Below are 18,737 nucleotides of genomic sequence, written 5' to 3'. Positions count from 1 at the left end.
ACGGGGAACAACAACAATGAAATCGCCCTTACGTTTCGCGCTTAACCGCATGGTTGCGCCGCACCTGTCTCTGCCGGAGTTCATCCAGCTGGCGGTCGCGCTTGAATGCGATGCCATCGAAATCCGCAATGACCTCGCCGACCGGCAAATTGAATTCGGTGCGCCGGCCAGCCGCGTGCGTGAATTGTGCGCCGCGCAGGGTATCACCGTGCTGTCGATCAACGCGCTGTACCCCTTTGACGTGTGGAATGACGAGCGCCGTGCCCAGGCAATCAACCTCGCCAACTACGCCCGTGAATGCGGCGCTCAGGGCTTGGTGATGTGCCCGTTCAATGAACCGGGCGACACGCGCAACGAAGCCCAGCGCGCCGCCGGACTGCGCACTGCCCTGAGCGAACTGGCGCCGATCCTGCGTGAGTACGGGATTCTCGGTTTTATCGAGCCACTGGGCTTTGAAGAATGCGCCATGCGCCGCAAGCGTGTGGCGGTGGACGCCATCCAGGCGACCGGTGGCCTGGATGTATTGCGCCTGGTGCATGACACCTTCCACCATCACCTGACCGGCGAGCAGGAGTTCTTCGCACCACTCACCGGGCTGGTGCATATCTCCGGCGTGGAAGATGCCGATGCGCCGCTCAATTCGATCCGCGACGGCCACCGCGTGCTGGTGGGCGAGGGCGATATCCTCGGCAATGCGGCGCAGATCGACAGCTTGCTCGGCAGCGGCTACAGGGGCTATCTGTCGTTCGAACCGTTTGCCGAAAGCGTGCATTCGATGGCGGATATTCAGCAGGCGTTGGGGGCAAGCATGACCCTGTTGCAAAAGTCCCGGGCATAACCGAGACCCAATGGATCTGAATTGACACAAGGTGCAAGTGATGACCACAACCCGATTGACCATGGCCCAGGCCCTGGTGAAATTTCTGGATAACCAGTACATCGAAGTCGATGGCGTGCAGAGCAAATTCGTCGCCGGGGTATTCACTATTTTCGGCCACGGCAATGTGCTGGGCCTGGGCCAGGCGCTGGAGCAGGACAGCGGCGACCTGGTGGTGCATCAAGGCCGCAACGAGCAGGGCATGGCCCACGCTGCCATCGGATTCGCCAAGCAGCACCTGCGCCGCAAAATCTATGCGTGCACGGCGTCCGTCGGCCCGGGTGCGGCGAATATGCTCACCGCTGCGGCGACCGCCACCGCCAACCGTATTCCATTGCTGCTGTTGCCCGGCGATGTCTACGCCAGCCGCCAGCCCGACCCGGTGTTGCAGCAGATCGAGCAGTTCCACGACCTGAGCATCAGCACCAACGATGCGTTCCGCTCGGTGAGCAAATACTGGGACCGCATCAACCGTCCCGAGCAGTTGATGAGCGCCGCGATCCACGCCATGCGCGTGCTGACCGACCCCGCTGAAACCGGCGCCGTGACTCTGGCATTGCCGCAGGACGTGCAGGCTGAAGCCTGGGATTATCCGGATTATTTCCTGCAAAAGCGGGTGCACCGCATCGAGCGTCGTGCGCCCACTGCCGCGATGATCGGCGATGCATTGGCCGTGTTCCGGGGCAAGCGCAAGCCGTTGATCATCTGTGGCGGCGGGGTGAAGTACGCCGGCGCGAATGCGGCGCTGCAAGCCTTTGCCGAGCGTTTTGACATTCCCTTCGCCGAGACCCAGGCGGGCAAGAGCGCCGTGCTGTCCAGCCATGCGCTCAATGTGGGCGGCATCGGCGAAACCGGCTGCCTGGCGGCCAACCTGCTGGCGCCGGAGGCGGACCTGATCATCGGCGTCGGCACCCGTTATACCGACTTCACCACGTCGTCCAAATCCCTGTTCAAACACCCCGAGGTGAGGTTTCTGAACCTCAATATCAGCCCGTGCGACGCGTTGAAGCTGGACGGTGTGCAGGTGCTGGCGGACGCCAGGGTGGCCCTCGAAGCACTGGCCGATGCGCTCGGCGACTACCGCGCGGGCTGGGGCGAACAGGTGAGCGACGCGAAGGCGCAACTGGAGGCCGAGCTGGATCGCGTGCACAACGTGCAGTACCACGGCGATGATTTCGTGCCCGAGGTCGACGACCCGCTGGACCGCGCGGTACTGCGCGAATTTATCGAACTCACCGGCTCCTGCCTCACCCAGAGCCGCGTCCTCGGCGTGCTTAATGAAAGCCTGGCCGACGACGCCATTATCGTCGCCGCCGCCGGCAGCCTGCCGGGTGATTTGCAGCGGGCCTGGCGCAGCAAGGGCGTCAACACCTACCACGTCGAATACGGCTATTCGTGCATGGGCTACGAGATTAATGCGGCCCTCGGCGTGAAGCTCGCCGAACCGCAGAAGGAGGTGTATGCGCTGGTTGGCGACGGCTCCTACATGATGCTGCATTCGGAACTGGCCACCTCGATCCAGGAGCGGCGCAAGATCAACGTGGTGCTGCTGGACAACATGGCCTTCGGTTGCATCAACAACCTGCAGATCGGCAACGGCATGGACAGCTTCGGCACCGAATTTCGCTACCGCAACCCCGAGAGCGGCAAGCTCGACGGCGGCCTGGTGCCGGTGGATTTCGCCATGAGCGCGGCGGCCTATGGCTGCAAGACCTACAAGGTCAGTAACGTGGAACAGCTGCAAGCGGCCCTGGCTGATGCGCGCACGCAAAGCGTCTCGACCCTGATCGATATCAAGGTGCTGCCCAAGACCATGGTCCACGGCTACCTGTCGTGGTGGCGGGTGGGGGTGGCGCAGGTGTCCACCAGCGAGCGCACCCGTGCAGCCGCCGCAAAACTCAATGAACAGCTGGCCAAGGCCAGGCAGTACTAACAACAAGAGGAGTGTTTGCATGTCTTTGAAGCTTGGAGTGATCGGCACGGGCGCCATTGGTCGAGACCATATTCGTCGGTGCAGCCAGACGTTGCTCAACAGCCAGGTCGTGGCGGTGACGGACATCAACCTTGAGCAGGCCGCCCGGGTAGTTGCCGAGTTGCAGCTGGATGCCGAGGTATACCCCGACGGCCATGCGCTGATCCATTCGCCGCAGGTCGAGGCAATTCTGGTGACGTCCTGGGGGCCGAGCCACCAGGAGTTTGTGCTCGCCGCCATCGCTGCCGGCAAACCGGTGTTCTGCGAAAAACCCCTGGCCGTGACGGCCGAAGGTTGCCGGGCAATCGTCGATGCCGAAGTGGCCCACGGCAAGCGTCTGGTGCAAGTGGGCTTCATGCGCCCCTACGACCCTGGCTATCGAGCCCTCAAGGCGGTGATCGACAGCGGCCAGATCGGCGAGCCCTTGATGCTGCACTGCGCGCACCGCAACCCGACGGTGGGCGACAACTACAAGACCGACATGGCAATTACCGACACGCTGATCCACGAGCTGGATGTGCTGCGTTGGCTGCTCGACGACGATTACGTCTCGGTGCAAGTGGTGTTCCCGCGCAAGAGCAGCAAGGCCCTGGCCCATCTGCGCGACCCACAGATCGTCCTGCTGGAAACCGCCAAAGGCACGCGCATTGACGTGGAGGTGTTTGTGAACTGCCAGTACGGCTACGACATCCAGTGCGAAGTGGTGGGGGAGACCGGTATCGCCAAATTGCCGGAACCGTCCCAGGTGCAATTGCGCAGTGAGGCGAAGCTGTCCAACGCCATTTTGATGGACTGGAAAGACCGTTTTGTCGGCGCCTATGACGTCGAATTGCAGGCGTTTATCGACAGCGTGCGCGCCGACCAGGTCGGCGGGCCGTCAGCGTGGGACGGCTTTGCAGCAGCCGTGGCAGCGGACGCGTGCATCGAGGCGCAAAACAGCGAGCAGATTGTGAGAGTCAGCCTGCCGCAGCGTCCGGGTTTCTATAACTGAACCTCTGCAGATGCGCGATCCAACAGGTGGGAGGAAGCTCGCTTGCTCCCACCTCTGGATTGGCCTTGCATCTCAACAAAGGAGCACGCGTCATGCGAATCGGACTTGTCGGCTACGGCCACGGAGGGCGCTTTTTTCATGCGCCGCTGATTGCAACATTGCCGGGCGCGACGTTTGTGGGCGTGGTCACACGGTCACCCGAGCGTCGCGAGCAACTGGCAACCGATCATCCGGGTATCCAGGCATTCGACTCCATCGGCCAGATCGTCGAAGCCGGCGTTGATGCGCTGGTTATCTCCACCACGCTCAAAGGCCGCCCGGCCCTCGTGCTGGAAGCCATCGAACACGGCGTGGCGGTGGTCAGTGACAAACCCTTCGCCAGCAATGCCGAACAGGCCCAGGCACTGATCACGGCCGCCGAGCGGCATGACGTCTTGCTGAGCGTCTACCAGAACCGCCGTTGGGACTCCGATTACCTGACCGTGCGCAAGCTGATTGACGCCGGCGCACTGGGCACCATTACGCGCTTTGAATCCTGTGTGGAGCGCTACAGCCCGCAAGGGGTCGGCAATGCCAGTGGCGGCGGCTGGCTACGTGACCTCGGCAGCCATCTGGTGGACCAGGCGCTGCAACTGTTCGGTCCGGTGGACCGGGTATTTGCGCAATTGCATTACACCGCCGAACACCCCAGCGTTGACCATGGTTTCTTCGTGTCGCTGACCCATGCCAACGGCGTCATTTCGCACCTGCGGGGCAATGGTCTGCAAAACAGCCCGGCCTCGCGTTTGCGCGTGAGCGGAACCCTCGGGTGTTACACCGTGGAAGGCCTGGACGGCCAGGAAGCGGCACTGATGGCCGGCAAGTCGCCGAAAACCGAATGCGAGCATTGGGGGGCAGAGGAGCATCGCCGCTGGGGCTGGTTTGAACAAGGCGAGCAGCGCGAACGGGTGCCCACCGAAAAAGGCTGCTGGACGCACTTCTACAGCCAGCTGCAGCGTGCTGTGGAAGGGCAGGGGCCCTTGCCGGTAAACGCCTATGACGCGCTGGAAACCACCCGTATATTGGACGCCGCACGCCTGAGCGCGGAGCGTCAGCAAGTGGTGTCAACGAAAATGGAATAAAATTCTAAAACAGGTTGATATAGAAATTATTTTCCAATAAAGTCTTTTGCAGGTTGCATAAAGTACGTTCCGGACCTGATTCGGGCGACTCAACAAAAACAAGATCAAAAACAACCAGGTACCGTCAGATGAAAATCTTCAACGCTGTACTGCGAGTTTTACGCCTTTCTCACACGCCACGCGGCCTGCCCCGCGCCCGGCCTTTCTACTTCTCCTTCCTCAATGTGCTGTGCGTCGAAAACCACGGCGCGCTGGTGTGCTGCATTCCCGGCGCGCCGGTGGTTCGACTGCCCGCCGAGTCCTGATTAACGCAACGTCCAGAAAACCAACAATAAATGTGGAGACAGACCGTTCATGAAGACCCCGATCCGTTTTACCGCGCTGGCCTTGTCCCTGTGGCTGGCCAGCGGTATGGCCGCTGCCGCCGATATCAAGGTGGGCGTGAGCATGTCCGCCTTCGATGACACCTTCCTCACCTACCTGCGCGAAGACATGGACAAGCAGGCCAAGTCCTATCCCAAGGGCGACGGTGTGCAGCTGCAATTCGAAGACGCCCGCGCCGACGTGGTGAAGCAACTGAGCCAGGTCGAGAATTTCATCAGCCAGAAGGTCGACGCGATCATCGTCAACCCGGTGGACACCGCATCGACCAAAAACATCATCAGCGCAGCCACCAAAGCGGGCATCCCGCTGGTGTTCGTCAACCGCCGCCCGGACCAGAAAGACCTGCCCAAGGGCGTGGTGGCCGTGACCTCCGATGACGTCGAGGCCGGCAAGCTGCAAATGCAATACATCGCCGAGAAACTCGGTGGCAAGGGCAAGATCGTGATCCTGCTGGGGGATCTTGCGAACAACTCCACGACCAACCGCACCAAGGGCGTGAAAGAGGTGCTGACCAAGTACCCCGACATCAAGATCGAGCAGGAACAGACCGGCATCTGGCTGCGTGACAAGGGCATGACCCTGGTCAATGACTGGCTGACCCAGGGCCGCGAGTTCAACGCGGTGCTGGCCAACAACGATGAGATGGCCATCGGCGCGTCCATGGCGTTGAAATCGGCAGGCACCAAACCCGGCACAGTATTGATCGCCGGCGTCGACGGAACCCCGGACGGGCTGAACGCGATCACCAAGGGCGATATGGCCGCCTCGGCGTTCCAGGACGCCAAGGGACAGGCAGTGGGCTCGGTGGAAGCAGCGCGCAAGATGGCGAAGCAGGAGCCCGTCGAGCAGAACGTGATTATCCCGTTCAAGCTGATCACGCCCGACAACGTCAACGACTTCAAATAGCAGTGACATAACAACAATAAGCGGCAGGGCGGTCACGGCCGCCCTGCAGATGGAGTACTCCTCATGCTCGCTCAAGCGACTGCCTCGCAGCCCCCTGGTATCCAGCCACTGGCGCTGGACGAACCCTACCTGCTGGAAATCGTCAACATCAGCAAAGGCTTTCCCGGCGTCGTGGCCCTGGACGATGTGCAATTGCGCGTACGCCCGGGCTCGGTGCTGGCGCTGATGGGCGAGAACGGCGCCGGCAAGTCGACCTTGATGAAAATCATCGCCGGCATCTACCAGCCCGACGCCGGCGAAATCCGTCTGCGGGGCCAGCCGATCGTGTTTGAAACGCCGCTGGCCGCGCAGAAGGCGGGCATCGCGATGATCCATCAGGAACTCAACTTGATGCCGCACATGAGCATCGCCGAGAATATCTGGATCGGCCGTGAGCAGCTCAACAGCCTGCACATGGTCAACCACCGCGAAATGCATCGCTGCACCGCCGAGTTACTGGCGCGCCTGCGCATCAACCTGGACCCCGAGGAGCAGGTCGGCAACCTGAGCATCGCCGAGCGGCAGATGGTCGAGATTGCCAAGGCAGTGTCCTACGACTCCGACATCCTGATCATGGATGAACCGACCTCGGCGATTACCGAGAAGGAAGTCGCCCACCTGTTTTCGATCATTGCCGACCTCAAGTCCCAGGGCAAAGGCATTGTCTACATCACCCACAAGATGAACGAAGTGTTCGCCATCGCCGATGAAGTGGCGGTTTTTCGTGACGGCCGCTACATCGGTTTGCAGCGCGCCGACAGCATGAACAGCGACAGCCTGATCTCGATGATGGTGGGCCGTGAGCTTAGCCAGTTGTTCCCGGTGCGGGAGACGCCGATTGGCGACGTGCTGCTGTCGGTGCGCGACCTGACGCTGGACGGCGTGTTCAAGGACGTATCGTTTGACCTGCACGCCGGCGAGATCCTCGGCATTGCCGGGCTCATGGGCTCGGGCCGTACCAATGTGGCCGAAGCCATTTTCGGCATCACCCCCAGCACCAGCGGACAGATCACCCTGGACGGCACGCCGGTGCGCATCAGCGACCCGCACATGGCCATCGAGAAGGGCTTTGCGCTGTTGACCGAGGATCGCAAGCTCAGCGGTCTGTTCCCGTGCCTGTCGGTGCTGGAAAACATGGAAATGGCCGTGCTGCCACACTATTCGGAGAATGGTTTTATCCAGCAGAAAGCCTTGCGCGCGCTGTGCGAAGACATGTGCAAGAAGCTGCGGGTCAAAACCCCGTCGCTGGAGCAGTGCATCGACACCCTGTCCGGCGGTAATCAGCAGAAGGCTTTGCTGGCGCGCTGGCTGATGACCCATCCACGCTTGCTGATCCTGGATGAACCGACCCGTGGTATCGACGTGGGCGCCAAGGCCGAGATCTATCGCTTGATCTCGTTCCTGGCCAGCGAAGGCATGGCGGTGATCATGATTTCGTCGGAGCTGCCCGAGGTGCTTGGCATGAGCGACCGGGTGATGGTGATGCACGAAGGCGACCTGATGGGCACGCTGGATCGCAGCGAGGCGACCCAGGAAAAAGTCATGCAACTGGCGTCGGGTATGACCGCAGTCCACTGATTACAGAATAAGAAGGTGATTGGCTATGAACGCAATAACGGACAACAAGCCGGCTACGGCCCCGGTCAAGCATCGTCGGCGCTTGCCCACCGAACTGAGCATATTCCTGGTGTTGATCGGCATCGGCCTGGTGTTTGAGCTGTTCGGCTGGATCGTGCGGGACCAGAGCTTTTTGATGAACTCCCAGCGCCTGGTGCTGATGATATTGCAGGTGTCGATCATCGGTTTGCTGGCTATCGGGGTGACCCAGGTGATCATCACCACCGGCATCGACCTGTCGTCGGGCTCGGTGCTGGCGCTGTCGGCAATGATTGCCGCCAGCCTGGCGCAGACCTCGGACTTTTCCCGCGCGGTGTTTCCATCGCTCACCGACCTGCCGGTGTGGATCCCGGTGGCAATGGGGCTCGGTGTGGGGCTGCTGGCCGGCGCGATCAACGGCAGCATCATTGCGGTGACCGGCATTCCACCATTTATTGCGACGCTGGGCATGATGGTTTCGGCCCGTGGCCTGGCGCGCTACTACACCGAAGGGCAGCCGGTGAGCATGCTGTCGGATTCCTACACCGCCATCGGCCATGGCGCCATGCCGGTGATCATCTTTCTGGTGGTGGCGGTGATCTTCCACATCGCCCTGCGTTACACCAAGTACGGCAAGTACACCTACGCCATCGGCGGCAACATGCAGGCCGCGCGCACGTCGGGCATCAACGTCAAGCGCCACCTGATCATCGTCTACAGCATCGCCGGCCTGCTCGCGGGCCTGGCCGGTGTAGTCGCCTCGGCACGTGCTGCCACCGGCCAGGCCGGCATGGGCATGTCCTATGAGCTGGACGCGATTGCTGCTGCGGTGATCGGCGGCACCAGCCTTGCGGGCGGGGTAGGGCGCATCACCGGCACGGTAATTGGCGCGCTGATCCTCGGGGTGATGGCCAGCGGGTTCACCTTCGTGGGGGTGGATGCGTATATCCAGGACATCATCAAGGGGCTGATCATTGTGGTGGCGGTGGTGATTGACCAATACCGCAACAAACGCAAGCTCAAGCGCTGAACGGCAAGTTGCAAGCGGCAAGCTGAAGTGGAACGCCTTGCAGCTTGTCGCTTGCAGCATGCGGCTTATAGCCGCTTTACGAACTTTCCTGCTATAAACGCACTCCGATAACCATTCGCCAAGCCCGTCCTGGTGCCTTTGGGGGTTAATCGGGAAAAAATGCCTGTCATTTCAGTTGCTGCGCCCTCAAGTCGGCCTTAGACTGCCGCCCCTCTTAAATTGAGTGCCGGGTGGCGCTTGGAATGGATGGCGCCCTTCCGAGACCTGCAGAGGTCGACCGGAACGCTCCCTTATTCGCCTTAATGCACGTATTTTTTTATAGAGAAATCAATGACAAAGGAAAAGTTGCTGGCCATGCCGGCGGATGACTACATGAATGCCGAACAGCACGCTTTTTTCGAGAAGTTGCTGCAGGACATGAAAGTCGAACACCACGAGCGCATTGAGCAGAACCGTATCGCCATTGAAAGCCTGGACACCCCGGCCGACCCGGCCGACGCCGCCTCCGTTGAAGAAGAGCGCACCTGGCTGGTCAATGCCATCGACCGTGACCAGCGCATGCTGCCGCAGTTGGAACGCGCCCTGGAGCGTATCAAGGAAGATTCCTTTGGCTGGTGTGACGACAGCGGCGAGCCTATCGGCCTCAAGCGCCTGCTGATCAGCCCTACCACCAAATACTGCATCGAGGCCCAAGAGCGCCACGAGCAGATCGACAAGCATCAGCGCCAGGCCTGATGCCGTGAAGCTGGGGCGCCGTGCCTGCGGCCCCCCAGGGCAATACCCGTTAAGCCCCCTCTGTTGATGTGCTGCAAGCCCCCACTAAAGGCCCATGGATAATGGCCCGATAGTGGCGTTTAATGCAGGCACAACAACGACAAGCAGTGGGGTAACGACGATGGCTGGAGATGGATCTCTGATGGGCATGGCAATGCCGCCGCAAACGGTGAGCAGGCTGCCCGTCTGGCTGATGCCGCTTGTGCAGAGCGCCGCGATGGTGCTGGTGCTGCTGGGCCTGGCTTTTGCCGGCCTGCCGCTGTACCTGTGTCTGCCACTGGCCTTGCTGGTGATCTGGCTGCCGCGCTTGAAACCCCGCACCCCTGCCGTGACCTCGATCAACGCCGTTGACGCGATCGGCGAGCTCACACGCGACCTTTCCCATACCACCAGCCATAACGCATTGTCAGCCGCAGGCGTGGCCTATTCGGTCAAGCAACTGGCGGCGCGCCTGCAATCCCAGCTGAGTGCGGCCAAACAGATCGTCAGCAGCGCTGAAGTGATGATCGGCACCGAACAAGTGACCGCCCAGCTCAGCCGGCAGGCCCTCGGCGCGGCCAGCCAGGCCCATCAGCGCAGCAGCGAGGGCCGCGAGGTGCTGGCCCAGTCCATCACACGCATGCACCAGCTCAGCCAGCGCGCCAACGCCAGCCGTGAGCTGATCGAAGCCTTGAGCCAGCGCAGCGAAGAAATCCAGCGTGTGACCCTGGTAATCCAGTCCATCGCCAGCCAGACCAACCTGCTGGCCTTGAACGCCGCCATTGAAGCGGCACGGGCCGGCGAGCACGGCCGCGGATTTGCGGTGGTGGCCGATGAAGTGCGGGGGCTGACCGGGCGTACGGCCAAGGCCACCGATGAGGTCGGGGTAATGGTGGCGGATATCCAGCAGCGCACGGCCCAGGTGGTGGAGCAGATTCGCCAACTGTCGGCGGACCTCAATACCGGCGTTGCGCAGGTGGAAGAAGCCGGCGAACAGTTGGAGACCATCGCCAGCCTGGCGGCGGATGTGGAAGGGCAGGTCAACGAAATCGCCCAGGGCAGCGACACCAACCGCGCGCAACTCGACAGCCTGTTTCATGCGGTGGAGCAGATGCGCAGTGACCTCACGGTGAGCGACCAGCAGACGCGCCAGTTGGCTGACGCCGCGGTGCAGATGGAAGGGCAGGCGGAAACCATCAGCGAGCGCCTGGCCGAGGTCGGTCTGGATGACTATCACCAGCGTGTCTACGATCTGGCCCGCGAGGGTGCCAACCGTATCGCCGAACAGTTCGAGGCGGATGTGCAGCAGGGCCGAATCAGCCTGGATGACCTGTTCGACCGCAGCTATACGTTGATACCCAATACCAGCCCGAGTAAATATCACACGCGTTTTGACGGTTACACCGACAAGGTGCTGCCGGCGATACAGGAAGCGTTGCTGCCGCGCCATGAGGGGCTGGTGTTTGCGATTGCCTGTACGCCGCAGGGCTACGTGCCGACGCATAACCAGGCGTTTTCACAGGCGTTGACGGGAGATGCTCAGGTGGACGCGGTGCAAAATCGCACCAAGCGCAAGTTCGAGGACCGCACCGGCATCCGCTGCGGCAGTCATCAGCAGGCGGTGTTATTGCAAACCTATACCCGCGATACGGGTGAGTTGATGCATGACCTGTCTGTGCCGATCAGGGTCAAAGGCCGGCATTGGGGCGGTCTGCGTCTGGGCTATAAGCCCGAGGCGGCCAAGGTTTAGTTCGCCGCCACGGTTATCTGGCTGTGGGATGAATCAGGCTTCCGGGGATTCATGCAGCAACGCATTCAGATCATCCACGGCCGGCGCCCATTCAGCGTCAACATGCAATTGCTCCTTGAGGAAGCTCGCCTGCTGCTCACTCCAGAACGGCGCATCGATCAGCTTTACGTCATTGGGCAGGCGGTGTTCTGCGGTGAAGCGCTCGATCCCTGCCTGGCTTGAATCCAGGCCCAGTTGATCGAACAGGGTTTCCAGCGTCGGGGTAGTAGTGTCCATCGGTTTCTCCATGCGGGCTGACCATCGTATGCATGGGAGACCTGTGGTCCGCCAGAGTTCGATCCGATTCTCAGGAGGTCAGGGCGCCTGAATCCACAGCGGCCTTGAGCGCCTGGGCTGACTCGCGGCCAGCGACCGCAGCCGTCTCGAATGTCTTGAACCAACGGTCTTTTTCCACTTGATGTGTGGTAACGGTGGTCAGCGGCGGTTTGGCGCGCATCACGATCACCGCCTGAAACTCACCTTCTATTTCCCTTGCATCGCCGTGGATGAAAAACTCGCCAATATCAAATTCCGTCACGTATTGCCTTCCCTTCAAGGTAACTGCACTGCTGAAACCGCACCCACATGGGCAAACTTCAATGGACGCGGCAGTATGGCAGTTGTTGAAGGATGGTGGCGCAGTAAAGTCATCGGTGTGACGAACCGCTCGTCCCGTGAAGGGCGTACAGGCTGGCTTCCAGTTGCCGGGCCAGTTCGCAGGCCTTGCCGTGGTGGCTGCGAAAGCCGCGAATTCTGCCGCTGGTCACTTCCAGAATATGGAAGAAGTTGCGTCCGGCCGGTACAACGCGGTAAAGAACGGAATTGGAGTACCCCTCGAGGTCAGGCAGGCAGTAGTATTGGCGCCCGTCCTGCGCAGATGAACAGGTACGGGAAGACGTAGCATCGTGTAGGCGTGGTTGCATGGTCAGCTCCTTTTGATTGATCCTGTGCACTCATCGGCAGCGTTTCGAGTGGTTTTGAACGGCGGTGCTGTTTTAGTATTGTCGCCGGCAACCCGTCTGGTTCCGTGTTCAAGTGTTTTGTTTTGTAGGTGCGTCGGAATTGTGCGCGCTGGACCGGGTTATTCTCTGAAGTAGCGCGGCCCGTATTCCCTGGCCGTTGAACCTGTGATTTGCTGTGACGCCGATGACCTTGCACAAGGTCCATCGTGCATGCCTGTACTAGTCTTAAGGCGCAGCAGGGTTTTCTTCAGTTTTTTAACGACTATGTGATCGTGCCTGAGGGCCGTTTTTTTGTGCTGCCTGCTCCGGCGGGCGGCACTATTTCAATGTGGGGGCGTTTCCTTGGCAGTCAGTAATCTGGATATGCACGCGTTGTTCGTGCTGGGTGATTTGCGCGCAAAGTTGGTCAAGCAGTTTCAATCGCGGTTTGTTTACATCACTGAACAGACGCCGGAAGGCATCTACATTGCCGAAATCGACACCGAGGCGGCCCTGGTCGTCGACGACAAGCCACGTCTGGAACTGAAGGTGGGCGACCATTTTCGCGCCGCCGTGTTGCCCAGTCGCGAGGGTGGCAAGTTCGAATTGAAGTTTCGCGATATCAAGTTGACGGTGTACGGCCTGGGCGATTACGCCTTTGTTTCGTCAGCCGAAGGCCAGGGCATCGTGTTCAAGGAAGGCCACAGCGTGATGCTGGTATTCGCCGCCCATGAACAGCTGCAGGAAGGCCTGACCAAGACCCTCAAGGCCGTAACCGGCAAAGCCGCCAAGTGGCGCAAGGGTGAGCTGGTGACCTTCAAGGCCAGCGAGTAACCACAGCAGGCTCTTTGATTCCTTTCTCTTTGCGGAACCTCTACTACAGTTGAGCTGACTTAACTATTCAGAGGCTTCGCGCATAGGCAGCAAGCCGTCCGTCAGTGGCTGCACAGATGCGAGGTGGGAAGGCATGAAAGGATTGAGAACCCTGTTGGCTGCGGCTGTGACGACGTTGAGTCTGTCGTTGCCGGTGTCGGCGGCGCAGGCCCCCGTGCATTTTGCCGACCTGAACTGGGAAAGCGGCAGCCTGATCACCGAAGTGCTGCGTTTTATCGTCGAAAAGGGCTATGACTTGCCCACCGACACCTTGCCCGGCACCACCATCACCCTGGAAACCGCCCTGGCGAAAAACGATATCCAGGTGATCGGCGAAGAATGGGCCGGCCGCAGCCCGGTGTGGATCAAGGCTGAAGCAGAAGGCAAAGTGGTGGGCCTGGGCGATACGGTCAAGGGCGCTACAGAAGGCTGGTGGGTGCCGGAATACGTGGTCAAGGGTGACCCGTCCAAAGGCCTCAAGCCGCTGGCGCCGGACCTGAAGACCGTGCAGGACCTGGCGCGCTACAAGGACGTGTTCAAGGACCCGGAGTCGCCCGGCAAGGGCCGCTTTCTCAACAGCCCCATCGGCTGGACGTCCGAAGTGGTCAACAAGCAGAAGCTCAAGGCCTATGGCCTGGACGACAGCTACGTGAACTTCCGCAGCGGCTCGGGCGCGGCATTGGACGCCGAGATAGCCTCATCGATCCGCCGAGGCAAACCGGTATTGTTCTACTACTGGTCGCCGACTCCATTAATGGGTCGCTACAAACTGATTCAGCTGGAAGAACCACCGTTTGACGCCGACGCGTGGAAGACCCTCACCGACGCCGACAATCCCAACCCTCGTCCTACCCGGTCGCTGGCGTCCAAGCTGAGCATTGGCGTATCCACGCCATTCCAGCAGCAACATCCGCAGATCGCCGAGTTCTTCACCAAGGTCCAGTTCCCTATCGATCCATTGAACAAGGCCCTGGCAACCATGAGCGAAAATCACACAGCGCCAAGGCAAGTGGCCCAGGCGTTTCTCAAGGAACATCCTGAGGTGTGGAAAGCCTGGTTGACGGCGGAGGTGGCGCAGAAGGTTGAGGCTGGCTTGAAAGAGTAATTGTTGTAGGGAGTGAGCTTTCGTGGCGAGCGGGCTTGTCCCGCGTTGGGCTGCGAAGCAGCCCTTGTGCAATGCCGGTGCACAGTACAGTTTCCGGGCGAATTTGCCACCGGACCAGTGCCAGCGTTCGGCCCTTGGTGCCAGGCATATTTCTGGGTGCGATGGGGTTTATTGCCATTGCATGGCTGGTGTAGCTACGGGCTGTGTTGTATTTCTCTGCGGGCCACTGTTGCGATTTGCAATAGGTTTGGCGCGATAGTCATGGCGATATTGCGAGGACGATTTGAGTCTTGGAATTGATGGATTTTCAAGAGGGCGGGTGGGCGAGGTTTGCCAAGTTGAATAGGTATTTTAATTCGCCGTCGTGTTTGGCGATGGGCGTTTGTTAGCGGTTTGGAATTCAAGCCTGCTCAGATATTCGTCGGATAGAGATGGATCTTTGCAGCTTTTAGATCAACGAATTCGTGTTCTTGAGGCATAGGCCCGTCGAGTTCAATTAGGATTATAGAGTCGCCAACCTGCAGGGCTGCGAACTCATTGTCGGAACTCTGAATGAGCTTTGCGGTGATGTGTGTTATGCCGTTTATGACCATGATTTGCGGAGTCTTACAAAGCGACGGTCTGATATTTCGCCCCCATGAAAAGACCTCGTCCAGGTCGAGTTCCACGTCGAGACTTGCTCCAGTTTTAATACTGGCATCTGTACATACTCCAATTCCGTCTCCAACAGGTGATTGGAATTTCACATGTGATGCGTTCGCATTTTCGAACGTTTCGGTTATTCGTACCTGCATGTTACTTCTTCTTTAAATGGACTCTAACGACTGTATTGTCCAAATTCATAGTGTTTGTTTTTAGCTCAAATGTCCACGTTTCCTCATGATAGTGATGTTTGGTCGGTTTGCTATTCATTTCGTGCGAACCATAGCGAATACTTTGTTTTGAGTCTTTAGAGATGATCCGTTCTTTGTCAAGTTTGCCAGTTCTTGGATTAGTGGGTGGATCAGACGATGTTTCTTTAGCTGGCTGCGTAAGATATATGCTTTTTCAAGAAGTATTGGTTATCTATTGGGCCAAGCTAAAAAATCGCGAAATCAATGTCGCCCTCAAATGAAATGCAAGCAATCCAATCCAGCTGTTTTTGAAGTATGTAAGTGTGCTGGGGTGTTTTTGAAAAAATTTGCAGTGATTGCATTAGGTCTGTGGCTGAAATTGAATAGGCATTGTCGGTCGCGTCACCAATAAAAATTACATTGTGCTTAGTGGCTTCTTTTATTTTTTTATCTAATAACGCTAGCGTGGCCTGTGATGGAGACGGACCAATATGAGTATTTTCCTTGAATTGGCTCCAAGCTATCTGGTTTCCAAAGAAAGGAACGATTGCATTTATTTTTTCAACAATTAAATCGTGCTCGGCTTCTGGCGAGATTTCGAATTCGATATTCAGTTGGTTAAAATTTTTGACTATTTCGTCGTCAAGATAGCTCATTTCTTTGCGAACCTTTTGGTGAGTTGGAATGTGGGCAGCGTGGGACATCCGTGACGTCTCGGCAGGGGTCAAGGCGTCGGATTCTGCCCCAGCAAAAAGCCCGCGCATGAACGGTTGTACAAAACAGAAAAGGCTGACACACCGCGCAGAAAACCCGCTGAAAACCAGGCCAACGAGCCACACAATATCGCAACCCGTCTGCTTGCAAAGCACCCGCTCAAATAAAAATCGCTCTCATCCTTGCCCGATGTTGCGACCTGGCCGTCATGGTTAATAGAACCTTCATTACGCAGGATTTTCCATGTCGCGCCTTGCCCGTCCCTTGCATCCACTGGCCCTGTCAGTGGCGATCGCCTTTGCCGCCATGCCGTTGCTGGCGGTCCAGCCAGTCTTTGCCGAAGACAGCAGCAGCGCCTTGCGCCGCTTTCAGGTTCCGGCCGGTGATCTGAGTCAGGCACTCAATAGCCTGGCCGAGCAGGCAGGGCTGGTGCTGGCTTTTGATGCGCGTCTGACCCGAGGCAAGCGCAGCGGTGGCCTCAGCGGGCAGTACGAGACGGATGCGGCACTGGCCCGGTTGCTCGCTGGCAGCGGCTTGCAGGCGCTGAAAATTGCCGCCGACCGTTACCGGCTCGAAGCCGTCCCGGATAGCGGCGGCGCCATGGAGTTGCAGGCCACCACCATCAGCGCGGCTTACCAGACCGAAAGCCCGACCGGGCCGGTGACCGGCTATGTGGCCAGCCGCAGCCTGTCGGGCACCAAGACTGATACGGCGCTGATCGAAACCCCGCAGTCGATCTCCGTGGTCACCAAGGACCAGATGCGCGCGCAGAACGCCGAAAGCCTCAATCAGATCCTGCGCTACAGCGCCGCCGTGGTTCCGGAAACCCGGGGCGCCACCGCTTCGCGTCTCGACCAGCTCACCATCCGTGGCTTCGCCCCGGCCACTTACCTGGACGGCCTGCGCGTGCCGTCAAGCCGCGACGCCCTGCCGCAAAAGGACGCGTTCGACCTGGAGCGCGTTGAAGTGCTGCGCGGCCCGGCGTCGGTGCTGTACGGCCAGGGCACGCCGAGCGGGGTGATCAACATGGTCACCAAACGCCCGCTGGATACGCCGTTCCATGAAGTGGGCGTGGAGTACGGCACCTTCAACAAAAAACGCACCACCTTCGACCTGAGCGGGCCGATTGACGATCAGGGGGTATATGCCTACCGCGTTGCCGGACTTTTCGACGACGCCGATGGCCAGGTGGAACACACCGAAACCCGTCGCCAATCGCTGTCCGGCGCCTTCACCTGGCGCCCGGATGACGCCACTTCGCTGACCTTGCTGGGGCATTTTCAGAAGGACCCGAAGGGTGCGTCCTACGGTTCGGTGCCGGCCTGGGGCTCGGTGCTGCACAGCCCGACCGGGCGCAGGATCGATGTGGATTTCTATGATGGCGAGAAGAATTTCGAGAAGAGTGACCGCGAGTACTACTCCCTCGGCTATGCGTTCGAACATCACTTCAACGATGTCTGGACCGTGCGCCAGAACGCCCGTTACCTGCGTGCCGAAGGCATCTATCGCAGCATCTACAGCAGCAACCTGCAGGCCGATTACCGCACCGCCACGCGCTCGACCATCGCCACTGACGTGGACATGGACGCCTACACCGTCGATAACCAGTTGCAGGCCAAATTCGATACCGGGCCGTTGCAGCACACCTTCCTCACGGGCCTGGATTACCAGAACACCAGTACCGACACCAAGGCGGGCTACGGCAAGGGACCGAACCTGGATATCTTCGATCCGGTCTACGGCGCGCCCGTGGCCACCCCTGCCTTCGGCACCGACGCCACGTCGCGCAGTGAACAGACCGGGGTGTACCTGCAAGAGCAAATGAAGTGGGACAAATGGGTGCTGCTGCTCGGCGGTCGCTATGACTGGGCCAGCACCGACAGCACCACCAAGGCGCTGAGCAACGGCGCCAAGAGCAAGTCCTCCCTGGACAGCCATGCGTTCACTGGTCGAGTCGGTCTGGTGTATCTGTTCGATAACGGCCTGGCGCCGTATGCCAGTTATGCGGAGTCGTTCAATCCGCAGTCGGGCACCGGCTACGGCGGTTCGGTGTTCAAGCCGACCGAAGGCAAGCAGTATGAAATCGGCATCAAGTACCAGCCGCCGGGCAGCAACAGCTTTATCACCGCAGCCATTTTCGACCTGCGTCAGAGTAACGTTCCGACCCTTGATCCGGACCCGTCCCATATGTGCGGTAACGGCCGCTGCTCGATCCAGGATGGCGAACAGCAATCCCGTGGCTTTGAGCTGGAAGGCAAGGCCAGCCTCAACGACAACCTGGATATAACCGCCGCCTATGCCTATCTGGATAATCGCGCCAGCCAGTCCAACAGCACCGCGCAGTATGCGCCGATCACCGATATCGGCATCGGCCCGGCGGTTCCGGTCAAAGGCACCACGACGTACGGTCTGCCACGTCACACGGCATCGGCGTGGGCGGACTACACCTTTCACGACGGCCAGATGAAAGGCTTTGGCGTGGGAGCCGGTGCGCGCTATGTCGGCTCTTCATGGGGCGATACCGCCAATACCCTGAAGGTGCCGGGTTACACGTTGTTCGACGCGGCGGTGCACTACGACATTCCCAACATTGCCAACCCCAAGGACAACCTGCGCCTGGCCGTGAACGCCTCCAACCTTGCAAATAAAGAATACGTCGCGTCGTGCCTGTCATATTCGTGGTGCTGGTACGGCTCACAGCGCACCGTGCAGGCGAGCGCCACCTATCAGTGGTAAATAAGGCAATCTGATGGCCCCCATGTAACAAAATCCTCGCCAGAATCGCTTTTATTTTCAGGTGGTTAGGTGAGGAA

18 protein-coding genes are annotated in these 18,737 nt (G+C 59.5%); 13 read left to right on the top strand and 5 right to left on the bottom strand.

What is annotated here, in order from left to right:
• The first annotated feature begins 16 nt into the window (after positions 1-16).
• From VRB54_RS13645 to VRB54_RS13600, 10 genes are all read left to right on the top strand, one after another.
• The gene (locus VRB54_RS13645; protein WP_338477628.1) at positions 17-838 is read left to right on the top strand and encodes a TIM barrel protein; all 822 of its coding nucleotides are present in this window, start codon (positions 17-19) and stop codon (positions 836-838) included.
• 40 nt (positions 839-878) lie between these two features.
• Positions 879-2,810: a 3D-(3,5/4)-trihydroxycyclohexane-1,2-dione acylhydrolase (decyclizing) gene (gene iolD, locus VRB54_RS13640; RefSeq protein WP_338477627.1), complete on the top strand. Its 1,932-nt coding sequence runs from the start codon at positions 879-881 to the stop codon at positions 2,808-2,810.
• A gap of 19 nt (positions 2,811-2,829) precedes the next feature.
• The gene (locus tag VRB54_RS13635) at positions 2,830-3,840 is read left to right on the top strand and encodes a Gfo/Idh/MocA family oxidoreductase (protein ID WP_338477625.1); all 1,011 of its coding nucleotides are present in this window, start codon (positions 2,830-2,832) and stop codon (positions 3,838-3,840) included.
• A 92-nt stretch (positions 3,841-3,932) separates the two neighbouring features.
• Positions 3,933-4,961 carry a Gfo/Idh/MocA family protein gene (locus VRB54_RS13630; protein WP_338477623.1) on the top strand — a complete coding sequence of 343 codons (1,029 nt, stop codon included), beginning with the start codon at positions 3,933-3,935 and terminating at the stop codon, positions 4,959-4,961.
• Between the two features lie 128 nt (positions 4,962-5,089).
• Positions 5,090-5,266, top strand: coding sequence for a hypothetical protein (locus VRB54_RS13625; protein WP_209982683.1), 177 nt, complete (start codon positions 5,090-5,092; stop codon positions 5,264-5,266).
• A 49-nt stretch (positions 5,267-5,315) separates the two neighbouring features.
• Positions 5,316-6,251, top strand: coding sequence for a sugar ABC transporter substrate-binding protein (locus VRB54_RS13620; protein ID WP_338477621.1), 936 nt, complete (start codon positions 5,316-5,318; stop codon positions 6,249-6,251).
• Between the two features lie 63 nt (positions 6,252-6,314).
• On the top strand, positions 6,315-7,868 hold the full coding sequence (locus VRB54_RS13615; protein WP_338477620.1) for a sugar ABC transporter ATP-binding protein: 1,554 nt from the start codon (positions 6,315-6,317) through the stop codon (positions 7,866-7,868).
• A 25-nt stretch (positions 7,869-7,893) separates the two neighbouring features.
• On the top strand, positions 7,894-8,916 hold the full coding sequence (locus VRB54_RS13610) for an ABC transporter permease (protein WP_024076018.1): 1,023 nt from the start codon (positions 7,894-7,896) through the stop codon (positions 8,914-8,916).
• A gap of 330 nt (positions 8,917-9,246) precedes the next feature.
• A complete protein-coding gene (locus VRB54_RS13605) occupies positions 9,247-9,651 on the top strand; it encodes a TraR/DksA family transcriptional regulator (RefSeq protein WP_003191666.1) in 405 nt (134 codons plus the stop codon).
• Positions 9,652-9,745: 94 nt separating this feature from the next.
• Complete coding sequence (locus VRB54_RS13600) at positions 9,746-11,419, top strand: methyl-accepting chemotaxis protein (RefSeq protein ID WP_422396058.1); 1,674 nt, start codon at positions 9,746-9,748, stop codon at positions 11,417-11,419.
• Between the two features lie 33 nt (positions 11,420-11,452).
• On the opposite strand, the gene VRB54_RS13595 is transcribed toward VRB54_RS13600, so the two are convergent.
• The 3 genes from VRB54_RS13595 to VRB54_RS13585 all read right to left on the bottom strand — a co-directional run bounded on the left by VRB54_RS13595 (position 11,453) and on the right by VRB54_RS13585 (position 12,381).
• Positions 11,453-11,695 carry a DUF2789 domain-containing protein gene (locus tag VRB54_RS13595; RefSeq protein WP_209982677.1) on the bottom strand — a complete coding sequence of 81 codons (243 nt, stop codon included), beginning with the start codon at positions 11,693-11,695 and terminating at the stop codon, positions 11,453-11,455.
• 70 nt (positions 11,696-11,765) lie between these two features.
• Positions 11,766-11,996, bottom strand: a complete 231-nt coding sequence (locus tag VRB54_RS13590) for a hypothetical protein (protein WP_209982675.1) — start codon at positions 11,994-11,996, stop codon at positions 11,766-11,768.
• 109 nt (positions 11,997-12,105) lie between these two features.
• A complete protein-coding gene (locus VRB54_RS13585; protein ID WP_338477618.1) occupies positions 12,106-12,381 on the bottom strand; it encodes a hypothetical protein in 276 nt (91 codons plus the stop codon).
• A 381-nt stretch (positions 12,382-12,762) separates the two neighbouring features.
• Here VRB54_RS13585 and VRB54_RS13580 point away from each other — a divergent pair, with 381 nt between their 5' ends.
• Positions 12,763-13,233 carry a hypothetical protein gene (locus VRB54_RS13580; protein WP_422396057.1) on the top strand — a complete coding sequence of 157 codons (471 nt, stop codon included), beginning with the start codon at positions 12,763-12,765 and terminating at the stop codon, positions 13,231-13,233.
• A 133-nt stretch (positions 13,234-13,366) separates the two neighbouring features.
• Positions 13,367-14,377 (top strand): ABC transporter substrate-binding protein, encoded by a 1,011-nt coding sequence (locus VRB54_RS13575; RefSeq protein WP_322213895.1) that lies wholly within the window; start codon positions 13,367-13,369, stop codon positions 14,375-14,377.
• Positions 14,378-14,787: 410 nt separating this feature from the next.
• Here VRB54_RS13575 and VRB54_RS13570 read toward each other — a convergent pair whose 3' ends face one another.
• Both VRB54_RS13570 and VRB54_RS13565 read right to left on the bottom strand, forming a co-directional pair.
• On the bottom strand, positions 14,788-15,171 hold the full coding sequence (locus VRB54_RS13570; protein WP_082638413.1) for a hypothetical protein: 384 nt from the start codon (positions 15,169-15,171) through the stop codon (positions 14,788-14,790).
• Between the two features lie 284 nt (positions 15,172-15,455).
• Positions 15,456-15,914, bottom strand: a complete 459-nt coding sequence (locus tag VRB54_RS13565) for a hypothetical protein (protein WP_338477617.1) — start codon at positions 15,912-15,914, stop codon at positions 15,456-15,458.
• A gap of 253 nt (positions 15,915-16,167) precedes the next feature.
• Here VRB54_RS13565 and VRB54_RS13560 point away from each other — a divergent pair, with 253 nt between their 5' ends.
• Complete coding sequence (locus VRB54_RS13560; RefSeq protein ID WP_338477616.1) at positions 16,168-18,660, top strand: TonB-dependent siderophore receptor; 2,493 nt, start codon at positions 16,168-16,170, stop codon at positions 18,658-18,660.
• The last annotated feature ends 77 nt before the right edge of the window (positions 18,661-18,737 follow it).

It is taken from the genome of Pseudomonas trivialis, from assembly GCF_036864995.1.
Classification (GTDB): Bacteria; Pseudomonadota; Gammaproteobacteria; order Pseudomonadales; family Pseudomonadaceae; genus Aquipseudomonas; species Aquipseudomonas trivialis.
The sequence above is the reverse complement of the archived record's forward strand: the minus strand, read 5'-3'. Positions and strand labels throughout refer to the sequence as shown.

What these genes read in the sequence shown, in the direction of transcription:
- VRB54_RS13645 (WP_338477628.1), top strand. Translation starts at nt 17, where the DNA reads ATGAAATCGCCCTTACGTTTCGCGCTTAACCGCATGGTTGCGCCGCAC.
- VRB54_RS13600 (WP_422396058.1), top strand. Translation starts at nt 9,746, where the DNA reads ATGGATAATGGCCCGATAGTGGCGTTTAATGCAGGCACAACAACGACA.
- VRB54_RS13565 (WP_338477617.1), bottom strand. Translation starts at nt 15,914, where the DNA reads ATGTCCCACGCTGCCCACATTCCAACTCACCAAAAGGTTCGCAAAGAA.
- VRB54_RS13605 (WP_003191666.1), top strand. Translation starts at nt 9,247, where the DNA reads ATGACAAAGGAAAAGTTGCTGGCCATGCCGGCGGATGACTACATGAAT.
- iolD (WP_338477627.1), top strand. Translation starts at nt 879, where the DNA reads ATGACCACAACCCGATTGACCATGGCCCAGGCCCTGGTGAAATTTCTG.
- VRB54_RS13570 (WP_082638413.1), bottom strand. Translation starts at nt 15,171, where the DNA reads ATGCAGGTACGAATAACCGAAACGTTCGAAAATGCGAACGCATCACAT.
- VRB54_RS13610 (WP_024076018.1), top strand. Translation starts at nt 7,894, where the DNA reads ATGAACGCAATAACGGACAACAAGCCGGCTACGGCCCCGGTCAAGCAT.
- VRB54_RS13625 (WP_209982683.1), top strand. Translation starts at nt 5,090, where the DNA reads ATGAAAATCTTCAACGCTGTACTGCGAGTTTTACGCCTTTCTCACACG.
- VRB54_RS13635 (WP_338477625.1), top strand. Translation starts at nt 2,830, where the DNA reads ATGTCTTTGAAGCTTGGAGTGATCGGCACGGGCGCCATTGGTCGAGAC.
- VRB54_RS13630 (WP_338477623.1), top strand. Translation starts at nt 3,933, where the DNA reads ATGCGAATCGGACTTGTCGGCTACGGCCACGGAGGGCGCTTTTTTCAT.
- VRB54_RS13620 (WP_338477621.1), top strand. Translation starts at nt 5,316, where the DNA reads ATGAAGACCCCGATCCGTTTTACCGCGCTGGCCTTGTCCCTGTGGCTG.
- VRB54_RS13585 (WP_338477618.1), bottom strand. Translation starts at nt 12,381, where the DNA reads ATGCAACCACGCCTACACGATGCTACGTCTTCCCGTACCTGTTCATCT.
- VRB54_RS13575 (WP_322213895.1), top strand. Translation starts at nt 13,367, where the DNA reads ATGAAAGGATTGAGAACCCTGTTGGCTGCGGCTGTGACGACGTTGAGT.
- VRB54_RS13615 (WP_338477620.1), top strand. Translation starts at nt 6,315, where the DNA reads ATGCTCGCTCAAGCGACTGCCTCGCAGCCCCCTGGTATCCAGCCACTG.
- VRB54_RS13595 (WP_209982677.1), bottom strand. Translation starts at nt 11,695, where the DNA reads ATGGACACTACTACCCCGACGCTGGAAACCCTGTTCGATCAACTGGGC.
- VRB54_RS13560 (WP_338477616.1), top strand. Translation starts at nt 16,168, where the DNA reads ATGTCGCGCCTTGCCCGTCCCTTGCATCCACTGGCCCTGTCAGTGGCG.